This is a genomic window from Alphaproteobacteria bacterium, assembly GCA_040216735.1.
GTDB lineage: Bacteria > Pseudomonadota > Alphaproteobacteria > SHVP01 > SHVP01 > CALJDF01.
This window is the reverse complement of sequence record JAVJOO010000005.1, coordinates 67,616-93,619: the sequence shown is the minus strand read 5'-3', so window position 1 is coordinate 93,619 and position 26,004 is coordinate 67,616. Positions and strand designations below refer to the sequence as shown.

Below are 26,004 nucleotides of genomic sequence, written 5' to 3'. Positions count from 1 at the left end.
GCCTCCGATACTTCGATTTCTGGAGGCGCCATGCTGCACGGCGACATGATGAACCGGCCCTTGCTGGTGTCATCGCTCATCGAATTCGCCGCGACCTATCACGGCGAACGGGAAATTGTGTCGCGCACCGCCGAAGGTGCAATCCATCGCTATACCTATGCCGCGGCGGCGCGGCGCTCGAAGCAACTCGCGAACGCTTTGAAGAAGCTGAATGTGCAGGAGGGCGAGCGCGTCGGTACCCTCGCGTGGAATACCTATCGGCATTTCGAAATCTACTTCGCCGTCTCTGGGATGGGCGGCGTCTGTCACACAATCAACCCACGCCTGTTTCCCGATCAGATAGTCTACATTGCCAACCACGCGAAGGACGGCATCCTTTTCGTCGACCTGCCGTTCGTCGCTCTGGCCGAGCAACTAGCGCCACAAATGCCAAACGTGCGGGCGTTCGTCGTGATGTGCGACCGTGCGCACATGCCCGCAACCTCGTTGCCGAATGCACTGTGCTACGAGGATCTGATCGCGCCGGAGTCTGATGTCTTCGAGTGGCCGATCTTCGACGAGAATGCTGCGGCCGCGCTTTGCTATACGTCAGGCACGACGGGCGATCCGAAAGGCGTGCTGTATAGCCACCGGTCGACGATGTTGCACTCGTTCGCGAGTTGTATGGGCGACGTGCTGGGGGTCCGCGCCCGCGATTCGATTCTCCTGGTCGTGCCGATGTTTCATGTCAATGCCTGGGGCATCCCCTATTGCGCGGCGATGACCGGTGCAAAGCTGGTATTCCCAGGGGCGGCGCTCGACGGTGCAAGCGTCTACGCGTTGATGGACGCCGAAGCTGTCACGCTCAGTGCTGGGGTTCCGACGGTATGGCTTCTGCTGCTCCAATACCTGCGCGAGACCGGTAAAAAATTGCCGCACCTGGAGCGGGTGGTCTGCGGCGGATCGGCCGCCCCCCGCGCGATGATTCAAGAGTTCGAGGATGTCCACGACGTTCGCTTGCTCCATGCCTGGGGGATGACCGAAATGAATCCCGTCGGTGTCGTCAACACCCCCAAACCCGCGTTTGAGAACCTGGAGGGCGAGGCGAAATTCGACTTGAAGGTCAAGCAGGGGCGCGCGATCTTCGGTGTCGATTTGAAGATCGTCGACGATTCCGGGCGGGAACTTCCCCGTGACGGCAAAGCCTTCGGCGCGTTAAAGGTTCGCGGTCCTTGGATTGCGCAACGCTACTTCGAACGGGAGGGCGATCCTGCGTTCGACGCGGATGGGTGGTTCTCGACCGGCGACGTCTGCACCATCGATCCCGACGGCTATATCCAAATCGTCGATCGCACCAAAGACGTCATCAAGTCGGGCGGCGAATGGATCAGTTCCATAGAGCTTGAAAACATCGCCGTAGGGCATCCCGCCGTCGCCGAAGCCTGCGTTATCGGCGTGTCGCACCCGAAATGGGACGAGCGCCCGTTGTTGGTCGTCGTCCCGGCGAAGGGAGCGTCGCCGAGCAAAGAAGACATCATGGCGGTCTTCGACGGCAAGGTCGCCAAGTGGTGGCTGCCGGACGATGTCGTGTTCGTCGACGAACTGCCCCACACCGCAACGGGCAAGTTGCTCAAGACCGAGCTGCGCCGGCGTTTTGCCGACTACACACTCCCAACCGTCTAGCGTTGACGCAGGCGCGCCGGGGCTAGATCGGCGGCACGTACGCCCTGATCGGCCATCGCGGACGGGATGTCCTTTTCCATTGCAAGTGCTGCCGCAACTTGGCCGAGGCCGGGCGCCGTTTGAATGCCGTAGCCGCCTTGCCCGACCAGCCAAAAGAACCCCTGTTCTTGCCGATCGAAACCGGCGACGGGCGTCCGGTCGGCGGCAAAGGTTCTGAGGCCGGCCCACTTATGGGCAACGCGATCGACGCGCAACGTGGTTGCCGACTGAAGCCGGTCGATCGCGACCGCGATGTCGATTTCTTCGGGTTGGGCATCGCCGGGTGGCGCTGGCGTTTCGTCGGCTGGGGACAGCAGCAATAGACCGGACTCGGGTTTGAAGTAGAAAGATTCGCCGATCTCAACCGCGAACGGCCAATGGGCAAAATTCAGATCGGCATCTGGACGAAAGGTTAGCGCGGTGCGGCGCTTCGGTTGTAGGCCGAGCGGCTCGATCCCAGCGAGGCCAGCGACGACATCGCCCCATGCGCCGGCGGCATTGATCACGACCGGCGCTTTGTAGGTTTTGTCGCCCGTTTCGACTTCCCAGTAGCCGTTCGCGCGGGTGAGGCCACGGACCTCGGCGCTGGTTTGAAGGTGTCCGTCGTTTTCGCGAAGACCCCGGATGAACCCCTGGTGAAGCGTGTGAACGTCGATCCCCCTGGCAACATGTTCATGGGCCGCGGCGACTACTTGATTGCCTAGTACAGGAACGATCGCGCGAGCTTCATTGCCGCTGAGGCGGACCAAGCGAGCGGGGTCGTTGACGCTGTCGAGCAACGCCTCTAGCGCCGGTAATCCATCTTGATCGGCGAAGAAAAGCGCGCCGAGCGGGGTGAGAAGGGGTGCGGCGGTGAACCCGCGCGGCGGATGATCGTAGAAACGTCTGCTTGCGAGGGTTAGCGCGCGAATAGGCACATTGCCGTAGACGGTCGTGTAGGACGCGGCGGAGCGACCGGTCGTGTGGTAGCCCGGTTGAGATTCGCGCTCAAGGACGGCGACACGCGCGTGTTCAGATAAAAAGTAGGCGACCGAGCATCCGGCGATTCCGCCGCCGATCACAAGATAGTCGTATTCATCCATCGTTCCTCGCCACGCCCGTCCTCCCAAAGTACGGTTGTTCTCTACCATTCCTGTGGAGGCGGCGGGTTGCGAAATTTTCTCCAGAAGGTGTTGATCTGCGGTGTGCTCTGCGCCGTCGCCGTGTCGGCCTCGTCCGCCCAGGCGGAAATACCGACGATCTGGCCGCAACCCGATGCGCTTGCTCCCGGTCAAGCCGTTTCGTTCGAGACCGCGAGTCCGTTCGGTTTGCGCCAAGTTGGTACCGCGGACACGCCGGGGACGACCGCAAAAGCCACGTTGTTTCTTCCCGACGACCTCAGCGTGCCGGTACCGGCCGTTATTCTTCTCCACGGTGCCGGCGGGGTCCTTGCAGCGCGCGAGATGACCTATGGCCGGCAATATGCGGCGATGGGCGTGGCGGCATTGGTGGTCGATGTGTTTGGCGCGCGCGGGGGCCGGGGAAGGGGCTTCGCCCGCCGCCTGATCGATGTCACCGAGGCCATGATGCTCGCCGATGCGTTCGCGGGCCTGAGGTATTTGGCCAACCGTGGCGATATCGACGGCAATAGAATTGCGCTCGTCGGATTCTCCTACGGCGGCATGGCGACGACCTATGCCGCCCACGCCCAGGTGAGCGAGCGCTACGCCCCCGAGGGCAACCGGTTTGCCGCGCATGTGGCGTTCTACGCCCCGTGTATTGCGCGCTTCGCCGATGCGCGGGCGACCGGAGCACCTATTCTGTTTGTGGATGGAGGTCGGGACGCGATCGTCGATCCAACTCGGTGTGCCGAAGTCGATGCCGATCTGGAGGCCGGCGGGGCGAGGGTCCAGCGCGTGACGTACCCGGACGCTCATCACCAATGGGATGGCGCGTTTCCCGGCTCGCGCATGATCGGTCGCAACCTCGCCCCGTGCCGGTTCCGCGTTGAACGCAGCGGCGGAGTCCAAGACCTCCGCACCGGACTGATGATGTCCAACCGATGGTTACGCATTACGGCTCTGGCGCTTTGCGTTGGGCGCGAAGGGTATCTCATTGGACGCGACGATGAGGTCCGGGCCCAATCGAACCGGGACGTCGCCCGGTTCTTGACCCCCGTTCTCTTTCCAAAGGACGGCGACCAGACCGCCGAGAGGTAACAAGCGGAACGCTTGACGGACGGCAACCGGCCCCTATGAATGTCCGAACATCTGAACCGATCCGACTGAGGGAACCTCGATGACTGAGACGGCACAAACACACAAACCGCTAGAGGGCCTGCGGGTCATCGACTGCGCGACGTTCATTGCAGGACCTTTTTGCGCCACCCAGCTCGCGGAATTCGGTGCCGAAGTCATTAAGGTTGAACTTCCCGGCAGCGGCGACCCGGTGCGAAAGTTCGGGTCGAAGACCGAGTGCGGCGAGACGCTGGTGTGGCTCAGCGAAGGCCGCAACAAGAAATCCGTCACGCTCGATCTGCGCAAACCCGAGGGCGCGGAACTCCTCAAGCAGCTCGTCGAGAAGTCGGACGTTCTGATTGAGAATTTCCAGCCTGGGACCCTAGAGAAGTGGGGCCTCGGTTGGGATGTTCTCAAGGCCCGCAATCCGCGTTTGGTGATGGTGCGGATCTCCGCCTATGGGCAAACCGGACCGAACAGTCCAAAGCCCGGTTTCGGCAGAATCGCGAACGCCTTTGGCGGGATTTCCTTTTTGGCCGGGTATCCGGATCGTCCCCCCGTAACACCAGGTTCGGCCACCTTGCCGGACTATTTGGCAGGAATTTACGGCGCCCTGGGGGCGATGTTCGCGCTTCGGGCGCTGGAACAAACCGGTGAGGGTCAGGTCGTCGACATTGGACTTTACGAGCCAATCTTTCGCATCCTCGACGAACTTGCCCCCGCGTTCGATCAATTCGGTTTTGTGCGCCAACGCATGGGGCCGGGAACGGTCAATGTCGTCCCGCACAGCCATTACCCGACCAAGGACAACCGCTGGGTCGCCATTGCTTGCACCAACGACAAGATTTTTGCCAGGCTCGCGACGGTAATGGACCGACCGGACGTAACGGGCGAGGGGATTTACGGAACGTTGGCTAAACGCGAGGCTGCGCGCGCCGAGGTCGATCAGTTCGTCACCGATTGGACGCTCCAGCACGATCGCAACGAGGTGATCGACCTGTGCGGTAAGGGCGAGGTACCCTGCGGTCCGGTCTACGCGATCGACGAAATCTTCGAAGATCCCCATTACGCGGCCCGCGGGAACATCCGCGAAATCGAGGATCCGAGGATTGGGCGGGTCCGCGTGCCCAATGTCGTTCCCCGGTTGACCGCGACGCCGGGCGGGATCGATCATTTGGGCCCCTCGTTGGGACAGGACACCGAAGATGTCTTTCAGCAACTTCTCGGGCTGAAAGAGACGGAAATCTCAGAATTGCGTGAACGGGGCGTGATCTAGGGCCGAATCGCGAGATATTGAAACCGGCTAGGGCTGCCTGGTGTATTACACAGACCGGACGCACTTTGGCGTCCAATGGAAGATTCCGGGCGCGAACGGCGTTAACATCGATATAGCGTGAACTGGTAAGGACGTAGAAATGAAAGCTCTTTCAGCATTCGCCGCAGCCCTGGCCCTTGCAGTCATATTCGGTGTGTCCGGCGCGGCAGCCATGGACAGCAGTGGGGCCAAGCAAAGCGCTCACCCGAACTGGGCCGGCGCGGTCGAAGCCATCGACCTGAAGGATTATCAGAAAGCGCTCACGCTCCTCGCCGACGTTCGGCAGGCCGAGCCGCAAAATGCCGACGCGGAGAACCTGACCGGTCTCTCCTACCGAATGCTCAAGAACTACGACATGGCGTTTACCCATTATCAGCGGGCTCTCCAGATCGATCCCAAGCATAAGGGCGCGCACGAGTATCTCGGGATCTCCTACCTGGAGACGGATCAGCTTGAGAAAGCCGATGCGCTGCTGGCGTCGCTGAAGACGCTTTGTGCCTTTTGCGCCGAGCGCCGATCCCTCGACGCGGCGGTCAAAGCCTACAAGCGGGCTAACAAAACGAGCTAACCCCGGCACGCAACAGCGATTGGTTTTGCGGATTCGGAGCGCGCGTTTTAGTATCGCGTGAAGTGCTGCCGTCGGGCAGCCCACCTTCACAGGGATACTGTTGATGCGCGGAATTCGTGTTGCCCTCGCCGGGGCATTGCTGTTGACCACAGCGACAACTGCAAGTGCCGAACAGGGCGAGGTCTATGTCGCGGGCGCCGCCGGTCTTTCCGCGTTGCGGGACGTCACCGCCGATTCCAATACGTTTCTGGCCCGAATCGACACCGATACCGAGGGCAGCATCGCCGCTGCCGTCGGCAGATACTTCAGCGATTGGTTGCGGGGTGAGCTTGAGTTCGCCTACAGCCGGCACGATGTCGATACCGTGTCGGGGGTGGCGGGCAATGGGGACGTGACCGGGCTGTCGTTCGGCGGCAACATGATTGCCGATTTCCATCTCCCGGCGATGAAGCTGACCCCCTATGTCGGGCTCGGCGCCGGCATGATCCGGGTCAATTTGGATACGGTTTCCCCGGTCGGCGCGTCGGTTTTGGACGACAGCAGCACCGCCCCCTACATCCAAGCCATTGCGGGCGCTTCCTACGCGATTAACGAACAGCTTTCGGCCTTCGGCGATCTGCGTTTCCGCGGCAGCCAGCGCCTCGATCTTACGACCCGGGCCGGCGCCGCCGTTTCACCCAATTACGAGGACCGTCGGGTGATGGTCGGACTGCGTTGGAAGTTTCCGGCGCCAAAGATGGCCCAGGTAGCGGCAGCGCCACCGCCGCCACCCCCTCCGCCGCCGCCACCTGCGCCTAAAGCGGAAGCGGCGCCACCGGCGCCCGCACCCGCCGTCGCTCCGAAAGAGCAGCTTGCAGAAATACCGCGTGAGTATCTCGTTTTCTTCGATTGGGACCGTGCGGACATCACCGCCGAGGCCGATCAAATCATCCGCGCTGCGGCGGACAACGCCAAGAAGGTTGGCTCGGCCCGGATTGCAACCACAGGGCATGCCGATCGATCGGGGCCGGATGCCTACAACCTCGGCCTCTCTCTACGGCGGGCTGAAGCGGTTCGTGCGGCGCTTGTGCGACAGGGCATCGCGGCGAGTGAGGTTGAGATCTTCGCGCGCGGTGAAAGCGAACCGCTTGTGCCCACGCCCGACGGCGTGCGTGAGCCACGCAATCGCCGCGTTCAGATTATTCTGAATTAATTGAGACGGTTTTGAAGAAGCGTGACGCGGCCGAAGGGAAGCGGCGTCGATGCGCGGCTTGCGGCAAAGGCGACAAGTTCGGCCTGTTTCAGCGTCAAAACTTCGGTAAAGAGCGCCTTGGCGTCTTCGCAGTAGCGTGTTCCTAGCGTCAGACGTCGCTGGGACTCTTCGTTTGCGAGTCGCGTCAGGTATGTGTCGAGCTTCGGCAACCCCTGTCGGGTACCGTGCTGCGAAACAAAAAGAGCTTTAAGTTTTTGCCCCGATACGACCAGTTCGGCTTCGAACCTGCGGACGAATGCGTTGTAGCGGGCCTGTTGCCCGCAATAGAGCGCGGAGACCATCAATTCGGTCTGCAGTTTTCGGGTTTGGACAGCGCTGTCGTTGGTTGCGCCTACGTCGATGTCGGCGTGGGCGGTATTAAGCGTCGCGCCTGTGACCAGTGCCGCCGCAACCAACACACCAAAAAAACCGACACGTCGGCCCACAAATTCCCCCAGAACAATAGCGCCCCACCGTCTTATCGCACCGTGTTGGCGCCGGGGCAAGATGTGATTTATTACCTCAAATTAGAGGTATATCTACCCGAATTTACTACAAAATATTGATTTTCAGGCCCTAGCTAGAGGGCAATGAATGTCGTGGCAGCGATAGCCGCCAGGACAACAATTGCACTGACGGCGGCGAGTAAAAGCGGTTCGGTGGCGCGACCGATCCTCCCACCCGTCGCCGGCAATCGAAACATTTTGTCGGCGAAGAACACCAAGGCGACGAGCGCTAGGCCAAGTCGGTTGGCGCTTCCATCGATGGCAGCAGCGGCGGCAAGTGCAAGGAGGGGACCGGCAACTCCGACGAGCAGGCCTGCGCCGGCAAGAAATCGCGGCACCGGCCAATTCCATAGGAAGAACCCAAGGGCAACCGCCGCAGCACCCAACGCGATATTGGCGGTCACGCGATCGCCCCCCAAAAGCAATACCAATCCGATCCCGAGCCCGGCCATCGCAACGAGAATGGTCGTGCCGGTGCGCGCTGGATCGGCGCTAGAAAGGCTGAAGCCGATGCCGGCGATGGCGGCAAATGAAAGGCCGAACGCGACCATGGTCCCGGTCGAAGCGCTCTCCAGGACGCCGCTGGCGAGCCAGGCAAGGGCCAGCAACGGCGACACGATGGTCATCGTCTGGACGAGAATCTTGATCTTGCCGAAAAGAAGATCGCCGAGCACGCCGGCCATAAGGAAGACGACGAGGAGGAGCGCTACTCGGTCTTCGAAAAGCGGCGCGCTCGGGCGCACAAGGGCGTAGGCTGCGAGAAGGCCGATACCTGTGCCGGTGCTCGCAATCCGACCGCCGAGGTCCTTGCCGGCGGCGAATCGCAGTAAACCGATGCTGAGAAGGGCGATCCCAAGGGGGATAGCGCCGAGCATGATCCAGAAACTGTCTGTCATGGTGCCCGGGGCAAAGAAAAGCCCGGACCTGACGACCAGATCCGGGCTTTCCCAGGAACTAAACTACGGCTATTTCGACATGCCGCGGAATAGGTAGAGGATGATCCCCAAGGCGATCAAGCCAACGAGACCGTTGTTGCCGAGTGTGCCGATAAGGTCCATCAGATTTTGGGCAACGCCGCCGTCCCCCAGGAAGGGCACGTTGTTGCCACCCACCAAGATCTGAGCGGCCAAAGCGAGCGGAATAAGTACGAGTACTACGCTGACGATCTGGCCTATCCAGGTCCGAACTCTGTCAAAAATATCAGGCATGTTTCCCCCTTATAGGATTGCTACACGACTGCAAAGGTTCTCAGGTCGGAGATTGTGCATAGATGTAGTGTCTTGTCCACTAGATTTAGTTTTCGGCAAGTAAACGTGGGATAACGGCTCCAATTTCCTAGAATCCCACAGTCGGTGTGGCGGTCGTCTTGGCCGCGACGAAGCATTCGACAGCGAATAGTACGGCTCGGTATGGGTTTGCTCGGGACTTTATTTGCAACCTTTTTGGGGCGCAGGCGCACGGCGGTATTCGACTATGACACTGGACGGATTCAGGGTGTGCAGCGCGGCGGCGACGCGCGGTTCACGGGCGGGTGAGGCGGCGAAATTCCCCGGAATGAAATAGCAACGGTTCGCGTTCGAGGTTCACATAACGCTCAACGGCGCCGAGAATGATGGCGTGATCCCCACCGGGATAACGTTCCTCGACCCGGCATTCCATGTAGGCGACGCACCCCTCAAGAAGCGGGGCACCATCGAGTCCCGGTTCCCAGGTCGTACCTACAAACTTCTCCTCGCCGCTTTTGGCGAAGCGTAGCGCCAGGTCCTCTTGGGCTGCGGCAAGGATGTTCACGGCAAAGGCGCGGCCTTTGGTAAACGCGGGCCCGCTCGCCGAGGCGTTGGCGATGCTCCAAAGGATTAGCGGCGGTTCGAGCGAAACCGATGTGTAGGAGTTGCAGGTAACCCCCACTAGGGTGCCGTCCTCCGCACAGGTCGTGATCACGGCGACCCCCGTGGCGAACTGGCCCAGCATATTGCGGAACCGGCGACCGGTCGGGTCGCCTTCGCCTGGGAGCTCGCGTGCAGGGACCGCAGGCTTCGAATTCTTTGTGTCGTCTGCGTTCACTGACATTGCCTGCTACGCCGCACTACCCTTCGAGTGACATGCCTGGTACAGACGGATCAAGCCCAATCTGTCGCCAGGCCCGGACCTGAACATCCGTCGGGCTCTTGCCCGCATCGTGAACGTATGGTTTGTTCAATCTGCGTACACCGTGCGCCGATGTCCAGGACCGCCACCAAGATACAAAAATGACACAGTTTCGACCAGTTCGATCGCTCGTCAGGGGGCTGGATATCCTCCAGGCGCTCAACCGCCGAAACGGCGCCACGGTGACCGAGGTCGCGGAGGAAACCGACCTGTCGCGGGGCACGGTTTACCGCATGCTCGAAACTCTGCGGGAGGCTGGATACGTTTTTCGCGATTCGGCCGACGCGCGCTACCGGCTGACGATCATGGTCCGCGGGCTGAGCGACGGCTTCAGCGACGAATCGTGGGTTTCGGAGATCGCCAAGCCCAGGATCGAAGCGCTCTGCAAGAAAGTCGTGTGGCCGATTGCGATCGCCACGATTCATGGCACCACCATGCTGGTGCGCGAAACGACCGACAAGAACTCGCCGCTGGCGCTGCGCCGGATCAGCGGCGGTTTCCGTTTTCCCATCCTGGCCAGTTCGGCCGGCCAAGCCTACCTCGCGTTTTGTCCCGAGGAGCAGCGGGAAACGATGCTCGATGTGCTCTCCCGTTCGGATACCCACCCGTCGGATATGATGGCCCGTAACCCCCGCCTGATGCGGAAGATCCTCGGAGAGGTCCAAGAGAAGGGGTATGCCACGACAACCCGACCTCACCTCAACGATAGCGCGGTGGCGGTCCCGGTCCTGCCGCATGGCCGTGTCGTGGCCGCGATCAGTCTGCGTTATATCGATTCGGCAATGTCGGTATCGACCGCTGTCGACAAGTATCTCGGCGAACTCAAGGCGACGGCGCAGGACATCGCCCAGGCCTTCGAAGAGAAAAGCCAGACTGCGGCCTAAGGGCCGGAGGCTTCCAGTTGGACAAGCGTTTTGGCGAGATTGGCGAGGGCAGTAGCCCGCGCAAAACTGTTGCCGATTTCCTGGGCAACCGCGAGCGCCGCACCGAACGTTGCCGTTGCAAGTTCATCCTCGCCGCGGCTCGCGCTGTTCAGCGCTAGGCGCGATAGCGTCCAAGAGCGATCGATGTCGCTGGTAATATCGTCGATAGCCCGCCGGGCCAGCTTTCGTGTCTCGGATGACGCCGCGTTGCCGTCGCGAGCCTGAACCGATGCCAGATGCCAAAGGGTCTGGGCCCGAAGGCTGTCGTCTTCAATTTCGTCCGCGGCCGAGGCGGCGTCCTGGTATCCGCGCATTTCTGCGAGGGCGGTCGCGACGCGGCTGACCGCGAAGGCTCTCGCGTAGGTGAAGCGCGGGTCGATCAAGTCGATATCTGTGCGTGCCTTGTCAACGCTTTGGCGCGCCGCGTTCAGGTCGCCTGCCCGGACCTGGGCGATCGCAACGTAGCTCAACGCCACGACCCGGTAGCGCGAGTCCTCAACGTCTGTCGCGTCTTGAAGTGTAGCGGGGGCTTCGCCGACTTCCATGCTTCTTTCGGCGAGCGCCATCAAAGCCGGGCGGCGCAAGGTTGGATCGGCGATCCCGCTCATCAGCGTGCGCGCGGTTTCGGTCTGGCCGAGTTTAGCGTATACAGCCGCGACTTCGCCGATGGCGCGATCGCGGTCGCGCGGTTCCAATGCCGCATCGTGGGTCGTGTCCACGGCGACCCGGAGAACGTCGTCGCCTGCAACCTCGGCACCGTTCTTGTGAAGATCGAAGGCGAGGCCTGCAAGAAGAACGACGGTTTCGACCGGTTTCTTTCCAGCGTTGGCGACGATGAGCAATTCGCCCAGCGTCATCCCGATCCCTTCGCTGTCGCCGTGTGCGGTTTGGGCGACCGCTATTGCCGCGAGGATCGCGGCGGCATGCATCGGATCCGGCATCCCACTGATAGCTTCACGTGCCTCGGCAGTCTTGCCTAGCCTTGCCCATTCGACGGCGGCGTCGCGCAATGATGCGACGACCAGTCTGGGGTCCTCGATAAGCCGTATCGTTCGATAGACGGCATCGGTCGATCCGGTCGCTGCCCGCGCCACGGCGACATCGCCGAGTGCCCAATCGCGGAACTTGGTGTCGGCCACCGCTTTGGCGCTTTCAAAACTCTCATCGAGCAAGCAGTCGGGTGTCGGCTTGGCGAAACAGGCGGACGGATCGCGCAAAGGGTTGGCGGATTGCGAATCGCCGTCGCTGCGTAATCGATCTGCGATCTGGCTAGTGAGAAGAACTTGGCGCGCGGTTTCTTGATTTCGGTCGCGGGTCTCGGCAAGGCGCCCCACGAGTTTGTTGGCGCGGCCGACGGTCTCCAAGTGGTCGAGGAGGTCACGGGTTGCGCGACCTGTAACTGCAAGGTTGACCTGCGATTGGTAGATGCGGATCGACCGCTCCGTCGCCGGCGTCATTTCGCCGTCGGCGGGGCCGGCGTAGATCCCTAAATCGGCAAGGACATCCTGTATGCGTGAGATCAACGCCGACTGCCGGACGAAATCGGTGAGAAAGTCAGGTCCAGGGCTAGGGCGATCCTCCACCGCTGCGCGGACCACAAGGTGGCCGGGCAGGGAAGGGGCGCTCGGGAACGCTATCGCCGTGGTTGCCGCAAAGGCAGTCAAGGAGGCTGTCAGTCCGAAAACAACCTGCCGCAGCGCGGCGCGCTGGCGGCTGGACAGAGGGAAAATACCTAGATTGGCGATCGCTTTCGTGCTCCGAACCGATCATGACGGACGTTGGAATTTAGCGCCCGGTCGCGTCTGGGGATAGTGCGGTTTCGTTCCCTGGCCGATTGTCGTTGGCGTCGCTGCCTGCCGTATAGCTAACGTTCGACGGCGACGCCGCGCCAAAACGCGACATGATCCTTGATCTTGCCGGCTGCGCCCTTAGGCGCCCGATAGGTCCAGGCGGCGTCGGTGTTCTCGGCGCCTTCCACGACCAGGGAAAAGTAATTGGCGGTTCCTTTCCACGGGCAAACTGACGTTTTGGCACTGTCTTTCAGAAACTCTGGCCGGACGCTCGACAGCGGAAAATATATGTTTCCTTCGACTTCCTCGACGGTGTCGCTGTCGGCGATCACAGCACCGTTCCATAGAGCTTTAGGCATTTTTGGCTCCCCTATTGCGATTTGGCCATGCGGCGCATGACGGGCCGTGTTAGGAAAAGGCTGGTGCCTTGGGCACCGAGACCCCAATTTAGGGCTGCCAATCACCGATTGATGCATCCACATGTCGACGTCTTCTGACAAAACCCTTCGCGGCATTCAATTGTTTGTGAATCTTCCGCCCGAGGAAGTGACGGCTCTGGAGAGCCGTTGCAAATGGAACACCTATCCAGCCGGCGGGCAAATCGTCGAGCGGGACAGCGACAACCGCGATGTCTATTTCGTGGTGAGCGGGTCTGTGCGGATCGTCAACTTCTCCACCTCGGGGCGGGAGATCGCATTGGCAACCGTCAATTCCGGCAGCTACTTCGGCGAACTTTCGGCGGTCGACGGCCAGCGCCGCTCGGCCAATGTCGTAGCCATCACCGACTGTGCCGTTGCCTCGATCACACCAGCGGTATTCAGCCGCTTGTTGGTGAAGCACCCGACCGTCGCGATGCATGTTCTCCAACGCATGGCGGGGATCATCCGCGTCGCCGACGATCGAATCATGGACCTGAGTACGCTGCGCGCAGTGCAACGGGTCTACGTTGAACTGCTTCGCTTGACCGACCGGGACGTCGCAGTGCCCGATCTTTGGGTCATTCGCCCGATGCTGAGCCACAGTGAAATCGCGAGTCGCGCCAGTACGACACGCGAGACCGTCGCGCGGGTTCTCGGTCAGTTGGCGCAAGCGGGGATCGTCGAGCGCAAGAGCAAGGCGCTCTACGTGCGCGACAAAGAGCGGCTCGAGCGTCTTGCGGAGCTGTCCTCTCCGGAGGGGATGGTCATGCCAAAGGTGGCCAGTCCACAAAACCTGAACGCGGTCGACTGACCGGCAGTGAGTTCCGTCGATCCCGGTTCATATCCCGCTGAGGAGCAGGCTAGCGCCGCCGCCGGATCGTCCGGCTGCGATCTTTCGGTTGTGGTCCCTGTTCATAACGAAGCCGACAATATCGGTGCGCTCGTGGAGGAGATCGTCGCGGCCCTCCGGGGGCACGTGTCGTTCGAGGTGGTGATTGCCGACGATGCCAGCGACGATGCGTCGCCGTCGACCTGGGCGGCATTGTTGGAGACGACGCCCGAGCTTCGGGTCATCCGGCACCGGCGCCAGGCAGGGCAAAGCGCCGCGGTCCTGACCGGAGCGCGGGCGGCCAAAGCGCCGTGGATCGCGACCCTAGACGGCGACGGCCAGAACGACCCGGCTGACATCCTCAAGTTGTTGGCCGTTCGCGACGCGGCGGACACAAGCCGACCGCTTTTGGTTGCCGGACGCCGTCACAAGCGCCGCGACACGGTGCGCAAACGGCTCCAATCCCGCATTGCCAATGGTGTTCGCGCGCGGTTGCTCGGGGACCGGACGCCGGACACGGGCTGCGGCCTAAAACTTTTCCCGCGTGATGCGATGCTGACGTTGCCCCACTTCAATCACTTTCATCGCTTTCTGCCGGCATTGTTTATCTGGCTGGGCGGCACCGTCATTTCGCAAAACGTCGGACATCGACCGCGGGGCGGCGGCCGTTCGCATTACGGCATGTGGGGGCGCCTTGCGGTCGGGCTTGTCGACCTGGTCGGGGTAATGTGGTTACAACGGCGGCGGGTAGTGGTAGATGCCGATGAACAGAATCGCGATTCCAGGAGTCACTAGGCGATGAGTACAACACTCCTTTGGACGATTGTGGGCTTTGCCGGACAGGCATTATTCAGCGGCCGGTTCCTGGCCCAGTGGATCGCGAGCGAATGGCGCAAGCGGAGCGTTGTGCCGGTGGTCTTTTGGTACTTTAGTCTAGCTGGCGGGGTGACGCTTCTGAGCTATGCGATTTACCGTGAGGACCCAGTATTCATTGTTGGGCAGGCGGCGGGTTTGCTGATCTATTCGCGTAATCTCTATTTGATTTTCCGGGAGCGGCGCGCAGCTTCGGCGCCGGGGGCGTAGTGCGCGGGGCGGGGGCCCATTGCGTCGCGTATGAATAAGAATCTGCCACACTTTTTGGCCTGGACGCTTCTGTGGGGGGGGACGGTAGCGACCGGCCTGATCATGCGGCCCTTGATGCCGCTCGACGAAACGCGTTATCTCGCCGTAGCCTGGGAGATGTGGCGAAGCGGGAACCTGCTCGTTCCCGAACTGAACGGCACCTTCTACAGCCACAAACCCCCGCTGTTGTTCTGGCTCATCAATGCGGGCTGGTACGTCTTCGGGCCGGTCGAGGTATGGGCCAGGTTGGTTGCTCCGACGTTCGGTCTTGCCTCTGTCTTTATGACCTTTCGGTTGGCGCGCCTACTTTGGCCGGGTTCCCGTACCGCACAACTAAGCGCGCCGTGGATCCTCAGTGGAACGCTGCTCTGGCTCGGGACCACGACGCTCAGCATGTTCGATACGATGGTCATGTTTTGCGTATTGACGGCGCTGGTCGGGATCGCCGTGGCGGCGACGGCGCGGGCGGACGGCGGTGCGCTGAAGCGCGGCAAGTTCGTCCAAGGCTGGATCCTTTTTGCGCTCGGTGTCGGTTTGGGCGTCCTCGCCAAGGGCCCTGTCGTCTTGGTTTTCACGCTGCCTGCGGCCCTCCTAGCACCTGTGTGGTGGGCGCCGGCGGAAGCGCGCGTGAGGGTCGGCGTGCGCAATTGGTATCCTCTCCTTCTCGTCGCGGTGATCGCTGGTGCGGGGATTGCCCTTGCCTGGGCGATCCCTGCCGCCTTGTCGGGCGGCGAGGCATTTGCGCGGGCCATCTTCCTGGGGCAAACGACCGAGCGGATCGCGGGATCGTTTTCCCATGGCCGGCCGTTCTGGTGGTACGCGCCGGCGCTTCTCGCGCTTTTGTTCCCGTGGGTTCTTTGGCCAACGCTGTGGCGCGGGCTATGGGCTGCCGACTGGCGCCGCGACCCCGGGGTACGCTTCGCCGGTGTATGGCTTGTTGCCGCGTTCGTCGTCCTGTCGCTGTTCACCGACAAACAGCCGCACTATTTCCTGCCTGCCGTACCGGCGTTCGCGCTCCTAGCGGCCCGTGCGCTCACGACGATCAGCGCGTTCGAAGCGCCCAAGTGGACATTGGCTATCCCTCTGATTTTTCTTGTCCTTGTCGGCGGTGCGATGGTTGTCGTCGGGATCCGACCGGATCTCGCCATCGCATTGGCGAGCGATGCGCCGATCCGGGTGGGACAGGAGTCGGTCATTGCAGGTGCGCTGCTTCTCATCGTTGTCGTGCTGGGGTTTGGCGGGGTCGGCCGGGACGTCAACAGGCAGGTGCAAACGCTTGCGGTCCAGGCCGCCGTCGCAGTCGTCGCGGTACATATTTTCGCCGGGCCGGCCCTGGTACATCTTTATGACCTCCGCGAACCGGCCCAGCGGATTCGCACGGTATTCGATGCCGGGAAGCCGGTCGCGCACATCGGCAAGTATCATGGTCAGTTCCAGTACTTGGGACGACTGGAGAAGCCGCTGGATGTGATCGACGGGAACGAGGTGGTCGCGTGGTTCGACGCCCATCCTGACGGGGTCGCGGTCTACCTACATCGGCGTCGCGACGATATCGATGAGGGCACCGCGCTCTATGTTCAACCGTTTCGCGGACGCTGGCTCGCGCTATGGGAGCGCGCCGGGGCGAGTCGATCGCCGGAAATCTTTACCCGCTAGTCTTCGTTCACGAACCCGTCGCGCCACGGACGAAATCGCGCGGCGCTTTTCCTGGCGGCTTCGATCTCCTGTGACGTCATGGACGCTTGTGCGGCGTCGCGGAAGACGATGGCCTGCTGCACGACGCCGGCGTTCTCCGAGCTTGCAGCAAGGGTGAGCCACTTGAACGCATCGACCAGGTCGCGGTTGACCCCGTGCCCATAGAGGCGCTGCGACCCGAAGACCAGTTGGGCGCTGTGGTCGCCTTTGGTTGCCGCCTTGTAAAGCCACACTGCAGCTTTTGCTGGGTTACGCGGGTAGCCATCTCCTTGGAGGTACATTAGCCCGGTCATCATTTCCGCGCCCGAATGTCCGCGTTCAAGCAGCGGCTTGAATTCTTCGATTGCACGGGTGAACTGACGCAGACTGTAGGCCTGTTCGCCTTGGATGTAGTCCGCGCGCGAATCGGCGATGAAAACGACCGTTCCGAAAAACGCCAGCAAGGTGGCCGCGCTAAGGCGTTTTGCGATCGCTCGATAGGGTTCTGCGTTCATTTAGGGCGGCGTCCTCAATCCGTATGCGCCAACCGACGAGGGCCAAGTTTAGAACGGAAAACGTCGTAGCGACAGCCCAGGCTTCGAACGCGAGTGGCAGTATCGCGATTTCGGCGACGACGATAGCATAGTTCGGATGGCGCAAGAATCGGTAGGGGCCACGGCGCATCAAAGGAGCGCCGGGGATCGTTAGAATTCGCGTCGACCAATACCGCCCGAGCGACGCAATCACCCAGATACGCCCAATTTGCAGAACGGCGAAAATGGTAAGGAGAATGAAGTTGGGTGCCTGATCGCCGGGAACGAGAACGGCAAGGGAGAGCAACCACGCGCCGTGAAGAACGACGAATAGGGGATAGTGGGCGGCGCCGTGTTCGATCGCACCCGCCGCGCGCAGGCGCGTAGTGTTGTATCGAGCGAGCATAAGCTCGGCGATGCGCTGGAGGGCGACCAAAACCAAGACCGGGTAGAGCCATTCCATTGTCAGGTGTTCAACGTCAGGAAACCGGCGGTAAAGCCGGGGCCCAGCGTGGTGAGCAGCGTTCGCCCGATGGCGCGATCCGCGTCGAGGGCGCCCCGCAGGACGAAAAGAACCGTGGCCGCGGACATGTTGCCGAAGTCCCGCAGGACCGTACGCGAATCGGCGAGGGCGCCAGTGGCCAGCCCAAAGATGTCTTCAAGGGCGTCGATAACCTTAGCGCCGCCGGGGTGGCTGACAAAGGTATCGAATTGCCCCTTTGCGATCTCGTTGGTCGCGAGAAACCGCTCCAGGGCGTCCCTCATTTCCCGCCGCACGAACGTCGGAATGTCGCGCGAGAAAATGACGGCCAGACCGTCGTCGCGCACATCCCAACCCATCATGCCAAGGGTTGCGGGCCAGGTGTATTCGCCCCAATGCGCGATAGCCGGCCCGTCGCCTTCGCAACCGATCACGGCACCTGCGGCACCGTCGCCGAAGAGGGCGGTTGCGACGATGTTGCTTTTCGAAAAGTCGTTGTGGCGAAAGGTAAGGCCACACAGTTCGACAACCAAGAACAAGATACGGCGCGTGGGTTCGGCCCGCGCTAACGCGGCGGCGCGCGACAGGCCGACGACGCCGCCCGCGCAACCCAGGCCGAAGATGGGAAGGCGTACAATGTCGCGTGGCAACTGCAACCGTTCCATGACCAAGGCATCGAGGCTGGGGGTGGCGACGCCGGTACTGGAAACGGTCACGATTCCGCCGATATCGGCGATTTCCAGGCTGGCTTCCGCAATCGCGCGCCGGGCTGCCTCGACGAGGAGCGCGGTTGCGTTCTCGATGTACAGTTCGTTGCGCTCGCGAAAGGTGTGATCCGACGTATACCAACTCAGCGGGACGCACGAATATCGTGTTTCGACCGCGGCGTTACGATAGACCGACATCAGTCGCTCGAAATTGGGGTTGTTCGGCCCGAAATGCGATTGCGCGACCGGGAGGACCTCGTCCTGATTCAACCGGTGGGGTGGGACAACGGTTGCTAGCGAGAGCAAACGCGGTGATGCGGAGGCGTTCATTTGTTTCACTCGGGTGATGGTAAGGCTGCACTAGCCGCTTGTAACTGGACAACCACCGTGCGGACTTCCATATAAGGGCCCACGCTCACCCCGCACCGAAGTGTAGTCATGGATGATACGCCAAACGAGACCCCTCTGCCGGACGGAGGGCCGAAGCCGTTAATCCACGATATCCCTAAGCCGGGTCGCTTCCGACGGCTCCGGGCCAATTTCCTCACCGGGTTGGTCGTTTCGGCCCCCATTGGGATCACAATTTGGTTAGCGGTCCAGGTTGTCGAGTTTATCGACGACTCGGTCGCTGGATTCATTCCTGCGCGCTATACGGACGTCTATACCCAGTATGGCTTACCGGGTTCCGGGGTCGTCATTGTCTTGGTTCTTCTGACGATTATCGGATTTCTGACGCGGAATTACCTTGGCCGGTCGTTGCTCGCTTATAGCGAACGGTTGGTCGACCGGATGCCTGTCATCCGCTCGATTTACGGGGCGTTGAAGCAAATCTTCGACGCGGTGATTCAGCAATCGTCCTCCTCGTTTCGCGAGGTCGTGCTGGTGGAGTATCCGCGCCGCGGCATCTGGGCGGTGGGCTTCGTCACCAGTTCGACCCGGGGGGAAATCCAAAATCTCACCGAGGACGACGTAGTGAATGTGTTTTTGCCAACGACGCCCAACCCGACCTCGGGGTTCCTTCTCTTCGTGCCGCGCCGCGATCTTGTGGTGCTGCACATGTCAGTGGAGGAGGGCATCAAGATGGTGATCTCCGGCGGCCTAGTGACACCCAAAGATCCGCGCAAAACATCGGCGCAAAAATCGCCGGTCATAAACTCGCGGTTGGACCAGCCGGAATTCCTGGAGCCCCAGGGGCAAACGGTCGTTCAACCGGAGCGTAAATAGCGCACCGCCGCGTCACGCTCGAACAAGTATAGCAGCACCCGCAACGCCTTGCCGCGCGGCCCTTTCAACTCGGGGTCCGTTTCGAGGATCAGTCGCGCTTCGTCGGACGCGGCTTCGAGGAGCGCTTGATGCGCCTCGATGTCCGCGAGACGGAAATCGGGGAGGCCGCTCTGACGCGTTCCCAGGACCTCGCCGGCGCCGCGCAGGCGCAGGTCTTCCTCGGCGATGCGAAACCCGTCGTCGGTCTCCCGCATAATTGTCAGCCGTGCCTGCGCAGTCTCGCCAAGGGGCTGCGCGTAGAGCAGCAGGCAGGTCGAGCGTCCGCTGCCGCGCCCGACGCGGCCGCGCAGTTGGTGAAGCTGCGCCAGCCCGAATCGTTCGGCGTGTTCGATGACCATCACTGTCGCCTCGGGGACGTCGACGCCGACCTCGATCACCGTCGTCGCGACCAAAATGTCCAGATCGCCCGCGGCAAATTGGGCCATGACGTTGTCGCGTTCGGGGCCCTTCATTTGGCCGTGGGCGAGCCCCACACGCCCGCCGAACCGCTGGCGCAAATCGTCCGCTCGATCTTCCGCCGCGGCGACGTCGATAAGTTCGGATTCCGCCACCAGGGGGCAGACCCAGTAGATGCGCGCGCCGCCGTCGATCGCACGGCGCAGCGATTCGCTGACTTCCGCCAGTCGGGAGAGCGGAATAGTCCGGGTGTCGACGGGCTGGCGACCGGGCGGTTTTCCCATGAGCCGTGAAACGTCCATGTCGCCGTAAGCCGTGAGCGCTAGCGTCCGTGGGATCGGCGTTGCCGTCATCAGGAGTGTGTTGGTCTCGCCCGAAGTAGCGTTGGTTTTGGCGGTCAGGGCAAGCCGCTGGTGCACCCCGAACCGATGCTGTTCGTCGATGATCGCCAGTCCGAGATTCTTGAAGGCTACGCCTTCCTGAAAAAGGGCATGAGTCCCGATGGCGATATGCGTCGTGCCGTCCTGAAGGTCGCTGAGCAGGGCGTCGCGCGCCTTTCCCTTCTCGCGGCCGGTCAGGAGGGCAATGGAAATGCCGGCTGGCGCCGCGAGCTGCTCTAGAACCCTCAGGTGCTGGCGCGCCAAGAGTTCAGTGGGTGCCATCAAGGCGGCTTGGTAACCGCTCTCCACGGCGATCAGCATCGCGAGCAGTGCCACAACGGTCTTGCCGCTGCCGACATCGCCTTGCAGGAGGCGCAACATGCGGTGGGGCGCGGCAAGGTCGCCGGCGATTTCTGCCAGTGCCTGGGTCTGCGCCGAAGTCAAGGTGAAGGGCAGATTCTCGATCACCTTCCTTTGCAGCGCGCCGGTGCCGGCAAGCGGTGCGCCGCGGGTGCGATGGGTGCGTTGGCGTACCAGGGATAGGGCGAGTTGGTTGGCCAACAGTTCGTCATAGGCCAAACGTTGGCGCGCCGATGCGTTCGGCTCGAGGTCGGCCAATTCCTCAGGTTTGTGGGCGGCGAGTAATGCCTCGTGCCACGTCGGCCAAGCATGTCGCGTGCGGGCCGCCTCGTCTTGCCATTCGGGAAGCGCGGTCACTTGACGCAGGGCCGCGGCGATGGCTTTCAACAGGGGTTTTGACGTCAGACCTGCGGTCAGCGGGTAGGTGGGCTCGACGCCGATGATGTCCTGGGCCTCTTCGGGTTTGGTGATCCAGTCGGGATGCGCCATCTGGCGCTCCGCGCCGTACCGTTCGATTCGCCCGCTCACGACCCTCGTTTCACCCTCGGGCAACTGCGCCTTCAAGTAATCCGCGCGGGCATTAAAAAAGGTCAGGGTGATAAAGCCGGTTTCGTCCGAGCAACGCACTTTGTAGGGTAATCGCCGCGTCGGTGCGGGCGTGTGGGCATCGACGCGGACTGTGAGCGTGGCGATCGATCCCTCGGGCGCCTCGGCAACCTTGGGGGCGAAGCGCCGATCGATCAGACCGGACGGCAGATGCCAGCACAGATCGACGATCCGGTCGCCGGTTACCTTGGCGATCAGGGCGCCAATCTTTGGGCCCACACCAGGGAGCGTCGTTACCGGCTTGAAGAGGGGAAAGAGAATTTCCGGACGCTGGGCCACCGTTCAGGGGCTCTTGTTCGGGGGAAGCGGTGACCTTAGCTTAGGGCCCCGATCTTTGCCACACCCGGTGTCATTCTGGCCCCGGGTCGTGGCCGTTTGTGTTGAGAGCATGCAAAACGACGACGAAGCCACGGTTTCCCGCCGGAAACGAATTTTGTTCCGAAGCTGGCATCGCGGTACCCAAGAGGCCGACCTGCTGCTCGGCCGATTCGCCGACCGGCACCTCGCCACGATGGACGCCGTGGCGCTGGACCAATTCGAAGCTGTCCTCGAACTGCCGGAACCGGATTTGATGGCCTGGTACATGGGGCAGGCGCCTGTGCCTGCGGCCGTTCGCAGTCCTATTCTTGAGTTAATATTTGACTTTAGAATTTATGAATAACTTATTGAGAAACATAGAAATAAAGAAAGTGTCGTCGCTCGTCATCGAAGGTGCCCCACCGGGACATGACGCGCGGGTTCTTGTCGACTTGGTGCGTTCGGGTATAGCGCCCCAGGTGATCTTCGTCGCCCGGGACGGCGACCGCCAAGCGGCCCTCGCGGATGCGCTGCGCTTTTTCGCCCCCGACCTTCCGGTCATCGTCTTTCCGTCCTGGGACTGCCTTCCCTACGACCGGGTGTCGCCGAACCAAGAAGTCGTCGCGGCGCGCATGACGGGGCTGACCCAGTTGGCGAAGACGACGCCCGGCGCCCCCGCGATTGTCGTGGCTACCGTCAATGCCGCGCTGATGCGGGTGCCGCCGCGCGACAGCGTTCTCCAAGCATCCTATGTCGTGAAACCGGGCGAACCCTTGCGAGTTGCCGAGTTCACCGACTATCTGGTCCGCCACGGATATGCCCGAGTGGGTACGGTCCGCGAGCCCGGCGAATTCGCGGTGCGCGGGGGGATCATCGATGTTTTTTCGCCCGGCGCCGCCGAACCCGTTCGGCTCGACCTCTTTGGCGACGATCTTGAGGCGGTGCGGACCTTCGATCCGCTGACCCAAGTATCGCGCACCCGCTTGACCGAGTTGCGGCTGGAAGCCGTCGGTGAATTTCCCTTCGACCAAACCGCGATCGATCGATTTCGCAACGCCTACCGCCAACGTTTCGGCAACGCTATCGACGGCGACCAGCTTTACGAAGCGGTGTCGGAGGGGAGGCGTCATGCCGGGATGGAGCACTGGCTGCCTTTGTTCCATGAAGGGCTCGCCACCCTGTTCGATTTTCTACCGGACGCGACCGTTGCTCTGGACCATCTCGCCGACGATGCGGCCAAGGCGCGTTTCGAGACGGTGGACGACGCCTATAACGCGCGCCGCGAGGCACTGACCAAACGGCTCGACGCCGCGACGGTGTACCGGGCGCTGCCACCCGACACGCTTTATCTGACCCCTGACGAGTGGCATGCCCTTAGGGAGGCCCGGGCAAGTCTGTCATTCGACCAGTTTCGCGCGCCCGCAGGGAAACGCCGGATCGTCGAGGCCGGCGGGGCCGTGGGGCGGGACTTCGCGCCGGAACGGGCGCAGGCCGACGTTGATTTGGTCGGCGCCCTCCTGAACCACATTCGAAAACTGCAGGGCGAGGGGCGACGCGTGGTCGTTGCCAACTATACCGCAGGTACGCGCGATCGAACGGAGCGCCTTTTGGCGACGCAGGAAGCCGGTGCGACGGCGCGCGTCGATTCTTGGCCCGAGGTCCTGGCGTTGCCGCGAACGGCGATTGCCCTTGCCGTCCTTCCCCTCGAAAACGGGTTTGTCGCCGACGATATCGCCGTCCTGACCGAGCAGGACATCCTGGGCGATACGCTGACCCGGCGCGCCCGCCGGTCGTCGCGCAAAGCCGAAACCTTCATCAGCGAGGTTTCAAGCCTGGAACCGGGCGACCTCGTGGTGCACGTCGACCATGGTATCGGGCGCTACGAGGGCTTGCAGACCCTTGATGTGACGGGTGCGCCGCACGACTGCGTTGCATTGACCTATGCAGACAACGCCCGGCTCTTTGTCCCGGTCGAAAACATCGAGGTGCTCTCGCGTTATGGCGGCGCCGAATCGAGTGCGAACTTGGATCGCCTCGGGGGCACGGGTTGGCAGTCGCGCCGTGCGAAACTCAAGAAGCGCCTCAAGGATATGGCGGAGGAGTTGATCAAGGTCGCCGCCGCACGCGTCGCGCGAAAGGGCGTGCCCATCGTCCCGCCGCCCGGTGCGTACGAGGAGTTCTGCGCGCGTTTTCCCTACGAGTTGACGGATGATCAGCAAACTGCGGTGGCCGAGGTCGTCGGTGACCTAGGTTCGGGGCGTCCGATGGACCGGTTGATATGCGGTGACGTGGGCTTCGGCAAGACCGAGGTTGCCTTGCGATCGGCTTTCGTGGCGGCCCTCGCGGGGCACCAGGTTGCCGTCGTCGTACCCACGACCCTCCTAGCCCGGCAGCACTACGAGACCTTTCGGACCCGGTTCGCCGGTCTGCCCGTCAATATCGGCCAGCTTTCGCGCATGGTGACTGGGAAACAGGCGTCCGAAACCAAGCGTGGGCTCACTGCAGGTGCGGTCGATATCGTGATCGGGACCCATGCCCTTTTGGCCAAGGATGTGAAGTTCCGCGATCTCGGTTTGCTGATCGTCGACGAGGAGCAGCACTTTGGGGTTGGCCATAAGGAACGGCTGAAGCGGCTCCGCAACGAAGTGCACGTTCTCACCATGACGGCGACTCCCATTCCACGCACGCTCCAGATGGCGATGTCGGGTCTGCGTGAACTCAGTCTCATCGCGACGCCGCCGGTTGATCGACTGGCGGTGCGGACATTCATCATGCCGTTCGACCCGGTCACGGTGCGCGAGGCATTGCTTCGGGAACATTTCCGGGGTGGCCAGTCGTTCTACGTTTGCCCTCGGATCACGGATTTGGTCGAGGCCCAAACCTATTTGCGCGAACAGGTGCCAGAGGTGAAGTTTGCGGTCGCCCACGGGCAGATGAATGCGCGGGACCTCGACGATATCATGCGGTCCTTCTACGAGGGCGGATTTGACGTCCTGATCTCGACCAACATCGTCGAATCCGGCCTGGACGTGCCGGCGGCCAATACCATGGTCATTCACCGGGCCGATATGTTCGGTCTAGCGCAGCTCTATCAGCTCCGCGGCCGCATCGGCCGGTCCAAGACAAGGGCCTATGCCTATTTGACGGTCGTTCCGGGTGTCGTGCCGACGGCGCACGCTCAAAAGCGACTTGAAGTTATGCAGACGCTCGACCAACTCGGCGCCGGGTTCACCTTGGCCAGTCACGACCTCGATATTCGCGGCGCGGGCAACCTTCTCGGGGAGGAACAGTCCGGCCACATCCGCGAGGTCGGGATCGAGCTGTTCCAGGAGATGCTGGAGGAGGCCGTTGCCACCGCGCGGCATGGCACGGATCAGGCGGAAGACGATGCCCATTGGTCGCCCCAGATCAACCTCGGCACATCGGTCCTGATCCCGGAACGTTTCGTCGACGATTTGGATACCCGCTTGGGGCTCTACCGTCGGCTCAGTCGGTTGGAAACAGCGGGCGAGATCGACGCGTTCGGCGCCGAGCTGATCGATCGGTTCGGCGACCTCCCGAGCGAGGTCGAACATCTACTGGATGTCGTCAAGGTCAAGGCGTCGTGCCGGGTTGCGGGTATCGAGAAGCTCGACGCGGGACCCCGCGGCGCGACCATCGTCTTTCGCAAGAATCGCTTTACCAATCCCGCAGGACTCGTCGAATTCATCGGTCGCCATGCGACAACCGCCAAGCTACGGCCCGACCACACCTTGGTGTACGGACGGGATTGGGCCGAGGAGCGCGAGCGCATCCGAGGCGTCGACCACCTCGTCCGAAACCTCGCGGCGATCGCGACTCAGTCGCCGGCCGCCACCGCGGCGCCGTCGCCGGCTGCCTGAAGCTCGGCGATCTTCTCGAAGACTTGAAGAAAAACGTCGGACGTTTGGGCGCCCTGCACGGCGTACTGATTATTGACGATGAACGTCGGAACGCCCGTGATGCCCATCTGTGAGGCATGCTGCGCTTCAGCACGCACCGCCTCGTCATCTGTATCGTCGCCCAGGCGGGCGCGAACGGTATTCCCGTCCATGCCGGCCTCGACCGCCGCAGCGATCAGCGTTTCGGCATCTCCGATGTCTTCGTTATCGAGGAAGTAGCGACGAAAGAGAATTTCGGCGAGCGCGTTCTGATGGCCTGTATCGCGTGCCCAGTGAAGTACTCTGTGGGAATCGATGGTGTTGGGCACGCGGTTCATCGTGTTTAACTTGAAGTCGAGACCGCTCGATTCGCCTGCTTGGGTCAACGCGTCGAGCATCCCCTCGGGATAGCTTTCGCTGCCGAACTTCTCGCGCAAATAGTCTTTTCGGTCGACGCCTTCTTTAGGTGTCGAAGGATTGAGCTGATAGGGGTGCCACACAATGTCGACATCGAGATCGGGGCGTTTGGCCAAAGCCGCTTCCAAGCGGCGTTTGCCGACGAAGCACCAGGGGCAAATGGTGTCTGATATGATATCTATTTTCATGATACCGACAGTAT

General features: G+C 62.0%; 25 protein-coding genes. 13 read left to right on the top strand and 12 right to left on the bottom strand.

Annotation, left to right across the window (positions count from 1 at the left end; translation table 11 throughout):
- Positions 1–30: 30 nt before the first annotated feature.
- Positions 31–1,662, top strand: coding sequence for a 3-(methylthio)propionyl-CoA ligase (locus RID42_13665; protein MEQ8248718.1), 1,632 nt, complete (start codon positions 31–33; stop codon positions 1,660–1,662).
- Here RID42_13665 and RID42_13660 read toward each other — a convergent pair.
- A complete protein-coding gene (locus RID42_13660; GenBank protein ID MEQ8248717.1) occupies positions 1,659–2,783 on the bottom strand; it encodes an FAD-binding oxidoreductase in 1,125 nt (374 codons plus the stop codon). The genes RID42_13665 and RID42_13660 overlap by 4 nt on opposite strands.
- 66 nt (positions 2,784–2,849) lie before the next feature.
- Between RID42_13660 and RID42_13655 the strand changes: the two genes are divergently transcribed.
- The 4 genes from RID42_13655 to RID42_13640 all read left to right on the top strand — a co-directional run bounded on the left by RID42_13655 (position 2,850) and on the right by RID42_13640 (position 6,992).
- Positions 2,850–3,899 (top strand): dienelactone hydrolase family protein, encoded by a 1,050-nt coding sequence (locus RID42_13655; protein MEQ8248716.1) that lies wholly within the window; start codon positions 2,850–2,852, stop codon positions 3,897–3,899.
- 79 nt (positions 3,900–3,978) lie between these two features.
- Complete coding sequence (locus RID42_13650) at positions 3,979–5,193, top strand: CoA transferase (protein MEQ8248715.1); 1,215 nt, start codon at positions 3,979–3,981, stop codon at positions 5,191–5,193.
- A gap of 139 nt (positions 5,194–5,332) precedes the next feature.
- Positions 5,333–5,800 carry a tetratricopeptide repeat protein gene (locus RID42_13645; GenBank protein ID MEQ8248714.1) on the top strand — a complete coding sequence of 156 codons (468 nt, stop codon included), beginning with the start codon at positions 5,333–5,335 and terminating at the stop codon, positions 5,798–5,800.
- Between the two features lie 103 nt (positions 5,801–5,903).
- Complete coding sequence (locus RID42_13640) at positions 5,904–6,992, top strand: OmpA family protein (protein MEQ8248713.1); 1,089 nt, start codon at positions 5,904–5,906, stop codon at positions 6,990–6,992.
- Here RID42_13640 and RID42_13635 read toward each other — a convergent pair.
- From RID42_13635 to RID42_13620, 4 genes are all read right to left on the bottom strand, one after another.
- Positions 6,989–7,477, bottom strand: a complete 489-nt coding sequence (locus RID42_13635; protein MEQ8248712.1) for a hypothetical protein — start codon at positions 7,475–7,477, stop codon at positions 6,989–6,991. The genes RID42_13640 and RID42_13635 overlap by 4 nt on opposite strands.
- Positions 7,478–7,611: 134 nt before the next feature.
- The gene (locus tag RID42_13630; GenBank protein ID MEQ8248711.1) at positions 7,612–8,433 is read right to left on the bottom strand and encodes a hypothetical protein; all 822 of its coding nucleotides are present in this window, start codon (positions 8,431–8,433) and stop codon (positions 7,612–7,614) included.
- Between the two features lie 69 nt (positions 8,434–8,502).
- Entirely contained in the window at positions 8,503–8,745 is a 243-nt protein-coding gene (locus RID42_13625) for a hypothetical protein (protein MEQ8248710.1), read from the bottom strand.
- Between the two features lie 313 nt (positions 8,746–9,058).
- A complete protein-coding gene (locus tag RID42_13620) occupies positions 9,059–9,607 on the bottom strand; it encodes a flavin reductase family protein (protein MEQ8248709.1) in 549 nt (182 codons plus the stop codon).
- A gap of 179 nt (positions 9,608–9,786) precedes the next feature.
- Here RID42_13620 and RID42_13615 point away from each other — a divergent pair, with 179 nt between their 5' ends.
- Positions 9,787–10,569 carry a helix-turn-helix domain-containing protein gene (locus tag RID42_13615; GenBank protein ID MEQ8248708.1) on the top strand — a complete coding sequence of 261 codons (783 nt, stop codon included), beginning with the start codon at positions 9,787–9,789 and terminating at the stop codon, positions 10,567–10,569.
- Here the strand turns inward: RID42_13615 and RID42_13610 are convergent.
- Both RID42_13610 and RID42_13605 read right to left on the bottom strand, forming a co-directional pair.
- A complete protein-coding gene (locus tag RID42_13610) occupies positions 10,566–12,272 on the bottom strand; it encodes a peptidoglycan-binding domain-containing protein (protein ID MEQ8248707.1) in 1,707 nt (568 codons plus the stop codon). The two genes, RID42_13615 and RID42_13610, sit on opposite strands and share 4 nt — an antisense overlap.
- 200 nt (positions 12,273–12,472) lie before the next feature.
- Positions 12,473–12,757: a DUF427 domain-containing protein gene (locus RID42_13605; GenBank protein ID MEQ8248706.1), complete on the bottom strand. Its 285-nt coding sequence runs from the start codon at positions 12,755–12,757 to the stop codon at positions 12,473–12,475.
- Between the two features lie 121 nt (positions 12,758–12,878).
- On the opposite strand from RID42_13605, the gene RID42_13600 reads away from it, so the two are divergent.
- From RID42_13600 to RID42_13585, 4 genes are all read left to right on the top strand, one after another.
- The gene (locus RID42_13600; protein MEQ8248705.1) at positions 12,879–13,628 is read left to right on the top strand and encodes a Crp/Fnr family transcriptional regulator; all 750 of its coding nucleotides are present in this window, start codon (positions 12,879–12,881) and stop codon (positions 13,626–13,628) included.
- 90 nt (positions 13,629–13,718) lie between these two features.
- Positions 13,719–14,441, top strand: coding sequence for a glycosyltransferase family 2 protein (locus RID42_13595; protein ID MEQ8248704.1), 723 nt, complete (start codon positions 13,719–13,721; stop codon positions 14,439–14,441).
- Between the two features lie 3 nt (positions 14,442–14,444).
- Complete coding sequence (locus RID42_13590) at positions 14,445–14,729, top strand: lipid-A-disaccharide synthase N-terminal domain-containing protein (protein ID MEQ8248703.1); 285 nt, start codon at positions 14,445–14,447, stop codon at positions 14,727–14,729.
- Positions 14,730–14,759: 30 nt separating this feature from the next.
- Positions 14,760–16,424 carry a glycosyltransferase family 39 protein gene (locus tag RID42_13585; GenBank protein ID MEQ8248702.1) on the top strand — a complete coding sequence of 555 codons (1,665 nt, stop codon included), beginning with the start codon at positions 14,760–14,762 and terminating at the stop codon, positions 16,422–16,424.
- Here RID42_13585 and RID42_13580 read toward each other — a convergent pair.
- The 3 genes from RID42_13580 to RID42_13570 are packed head-to-tail and all read right to left on the bottom strand — an operon-like array spanning position 16,421 to position 18,493.
- Positions 16,421–16,957: a hypothetical protein gene (locus RID42_13580; protein MEQ8248701.1), complete on the bottom strand. Its 537-nt coding sequence runs from the start codon at positions 16,955–16,957 to the stop codon at positions 16,421–16,423. The two genes, RID42_13585 and RID42_13580, sit on opposite strands and share 4 nt — an antisense overlap.
- The gene (locus RID42_13575; protein MEQ8248700.1) at positions 16,917–17,438 is read right to left on the bottom strand and encodes an isoprenylcysteine carboxylmethyltransferase family protein; all 522 of its coding nucleotides are present in this window, start codon (positions 17,436–17,438) and stop codon (positions 16,917–16,919) included. Before RID42_13575 ends, RID42_13580 begins: the two co-directional genes overlap by 41 nt.
- Before the next feature lie 2 nt (positions 17,439–17,440).
- Positions 17,441–18,493: a type III polyketide synthase gene (locus tag RID42_13570; GenBank protein ID MEQ8248699.1), complete on the bottom strand. Its 1,053-nt coding sequence runs from the start codon at positions 18,491–18,493 to the stop codon at positions 17,441–17,443.
- A 108-nt stretch (positions 18,494–18,601) separates the two neighbouring features.
- Here RID42_13570 and RID42_13565 point away from each other — a divergent pair, with 108 nt between their 5' ends.
- Positions 18,602–19,387, top strand: coding sequence for a DUF502 domain-containing protein (locus RID42_13565; protein ID MEQ8248698.1), 786 nt, complete (start codon positions 18,602–18,604; stop codon positions 19,385–19,387).
- Here the strand turns inward: RID42_13565 and recG are convergent.
- Positions 19,369–21,468 carry an ATP-dependent DNA helicase RecG gene (gene recG, locus RID42_13560; protein ID MEQ8248697.1) on the bottom strand — a complete coding sequence of 700 codons (2,100 nt, stop codon included), beginning with the start codon at positions 21,466–21,468 and terminating at the stop codon, positions 19,369–19,371. The two genes, RID42_13565 and recG, sit on opposite strands and share 19 nt — an antisense overlap.
- Before the next feature lie 109 nt (positions 21,469–21,577).
- Here recG and RID42_13555 point away from each other — a divergent pair, with 109 nt between their 5' ends.
- Together RID42_13555 and mfd are read left to right on the top strand one after the other, a co-directional pair.
- Positions 21,578–21,850, top strand: coding sequence for a succinate dehydrogenase assembly factor 2 (locus RID42_13555; protein ID MEQ8248696.1), 273 nt, complete (start codon positions 21,578–21,580; stop codon positions 21,848–21,850).
- Between the two features lie 28 nt (positions 21,851–21,878).
- On the top strand, positions 21,879–25,367 hold the full coding sequence (gene mfd, locus RID42_13550) for a transcription-repair coupling factor (protein MEQ8248695.1): 3,489 nt from the start codon (positions 21,879–21,881) through the stop codon (positions 25,365–25,367).
- On the opposite strand, the gene RID42_13545 is transcribed toward mfd, so the two are convergent.
- Positions 25,325–25,990, bottom strand: a complete 666-nt coding sequence (locus tag RID42_13545) for a DsbA family oxidoreductase (GenBank protein MEQ8248694.1) — start codon at positions 25,988–25,990, stop codon at positions 25,325–25,327. The genes mfd and RID42_13545 overlap by 43 nt on opposite strands.
- Positions 25,991–26,004 lie beyond the last annotated feature (14 nt).

Excerpts from the sequence above, each read along its gene's own strand:
- RID42_13620 (MEQ8248709.1), bottom strand. The coding sequence starts at position 9,607 with ATGTCAGTGAACGCAGACGACACAAAGAATTCGAAGCCTGCGGTCCCT.
- RID42_13650 (MEQ8248715.1), top strand. The coding sequence starts at position 3,979 with ATGACTGAGACGGCACAAACACACAAACCGCTAGAGGGCCTGCGGGTC.
- RID42_13625 (MEQ8248710.1), bottom strand. The coding sequence starts at position 8,745 with ATGCCTGATATTTTTGACAGAGTTCGGACCTGGATAGGCCAGATCGTC.
- RID42_13570 (MEQ8248699.1), bottom strand. The coding sequence starts at position 18,493 with ATGAACGCCTCCGCATCACCGCGTTTGCTCTCGCTAGCAACCGTTGTC.
- RID42_13645 (MEQ8248714.1), top strand. The coding sequence starts at position 5,333 with ATGAAAGCTCTTTCAGCATTCGCCGCAGCCCTGGCCCTTGCAGTCATA.
- RID42_13555 (MEQ8248696.1), top strand. The coding sequence starts at position 21,578 with ATGCAAAACGACGACGAAGCCACGGTTTCCCGCCGGAAACGAATTTTG.
- RID42_13605 (MEQ8248706.1), bottom strand. The coding sequence starts at position 12,757 with ATGCCTAAAGCTCTATGGAACGGTGCTGTGATCGCCGACAGCGACACC.
- RID42_13575 (MEQ8248700.1), bottom strand. The coding sequence starts at position 17,438 with ATGGAATGGCTCTACCCGGTCTTGGTTTTGGTCGCCCTCCAGCGCATC.
- RID42_13660 (MEQ8248717.1), bottom strand. The coding sequence starts at position 2,783 with ATGGATGAATACGACTATCTTGTGATCGGCGGCGGAATCGCCGGATGC.
- RID42_13630 (MEQ8248711.1), bottom strand. The coding sequence starts at position 8,433 with ATGACAGACAGTTTCTGGATCATGCTCGGCGCTATCCCCCTTGGGATC.
- RID42_13585 (MEQ8248702.1), top strand. The coding sequence starts at position 14,760 with ATGAATAAGAATCTGCCACACTTTTTGGCCTGGACGCTTCTGTGGGGG.
- RID42_13580 (MEQ8248701.1), bottom strand. The coding sequence starts at position 16,957 with ATGAACGCAGAACCCTATCGAGCGATCGCAAAACGCCTTAGCGCGGCC.
- RID42_13640 (MEQ8248713.1), top strand. The coding sequence starts at position 5,904 with ATGCGCGGAATTCGTGTTGCCCTCGCCGGGGCATTGCTGTTGACCACA.
- RID42_13565 (MEQ8248698.1), top strand. The coding sequence starts at position 18,602 with ATGGATGATACGCCAAACGAGACCCCTCTGCCGGACGGAGGGCCGAAG.
- RID42_13615 (MEQ8248708.1), top strand. The coding sequence starts at position 9,787 with ATGACACAGTTTCGACCAGTTCGATCGCTCGTCAGGGGGCTGGATATC.
- RID42_13545 (MEQ8248694.1), bottom strand. The coding sequence starts at position 25,990 with ATGAAAATAGATATCATATCAGACACCATTTGCCCCTGGTGCTTCGTC.
- RID42_13665 (MEQ8248718.1), top strand. The coding sequence starts at position 31 with ATGCTGCACGGCGACATGATGAACCGGCCCTTGCTGGTGTCATCGCTC.
- RID42_13590 (MEQ8248703.1), top strand. The coding sequence starts at position 14,445 with ATGAGTACAACACTCCTTTGGACGATTGTGGGCTTTGCCGGACAGGCA.
- RID42_13600 (MEQ8248705.1), top strand. The coding sequence starts at position 12,879 with ATGTCGACGTCTTCTGACAAAACCCTTCGCGGCATTCAATTGTTTGTG.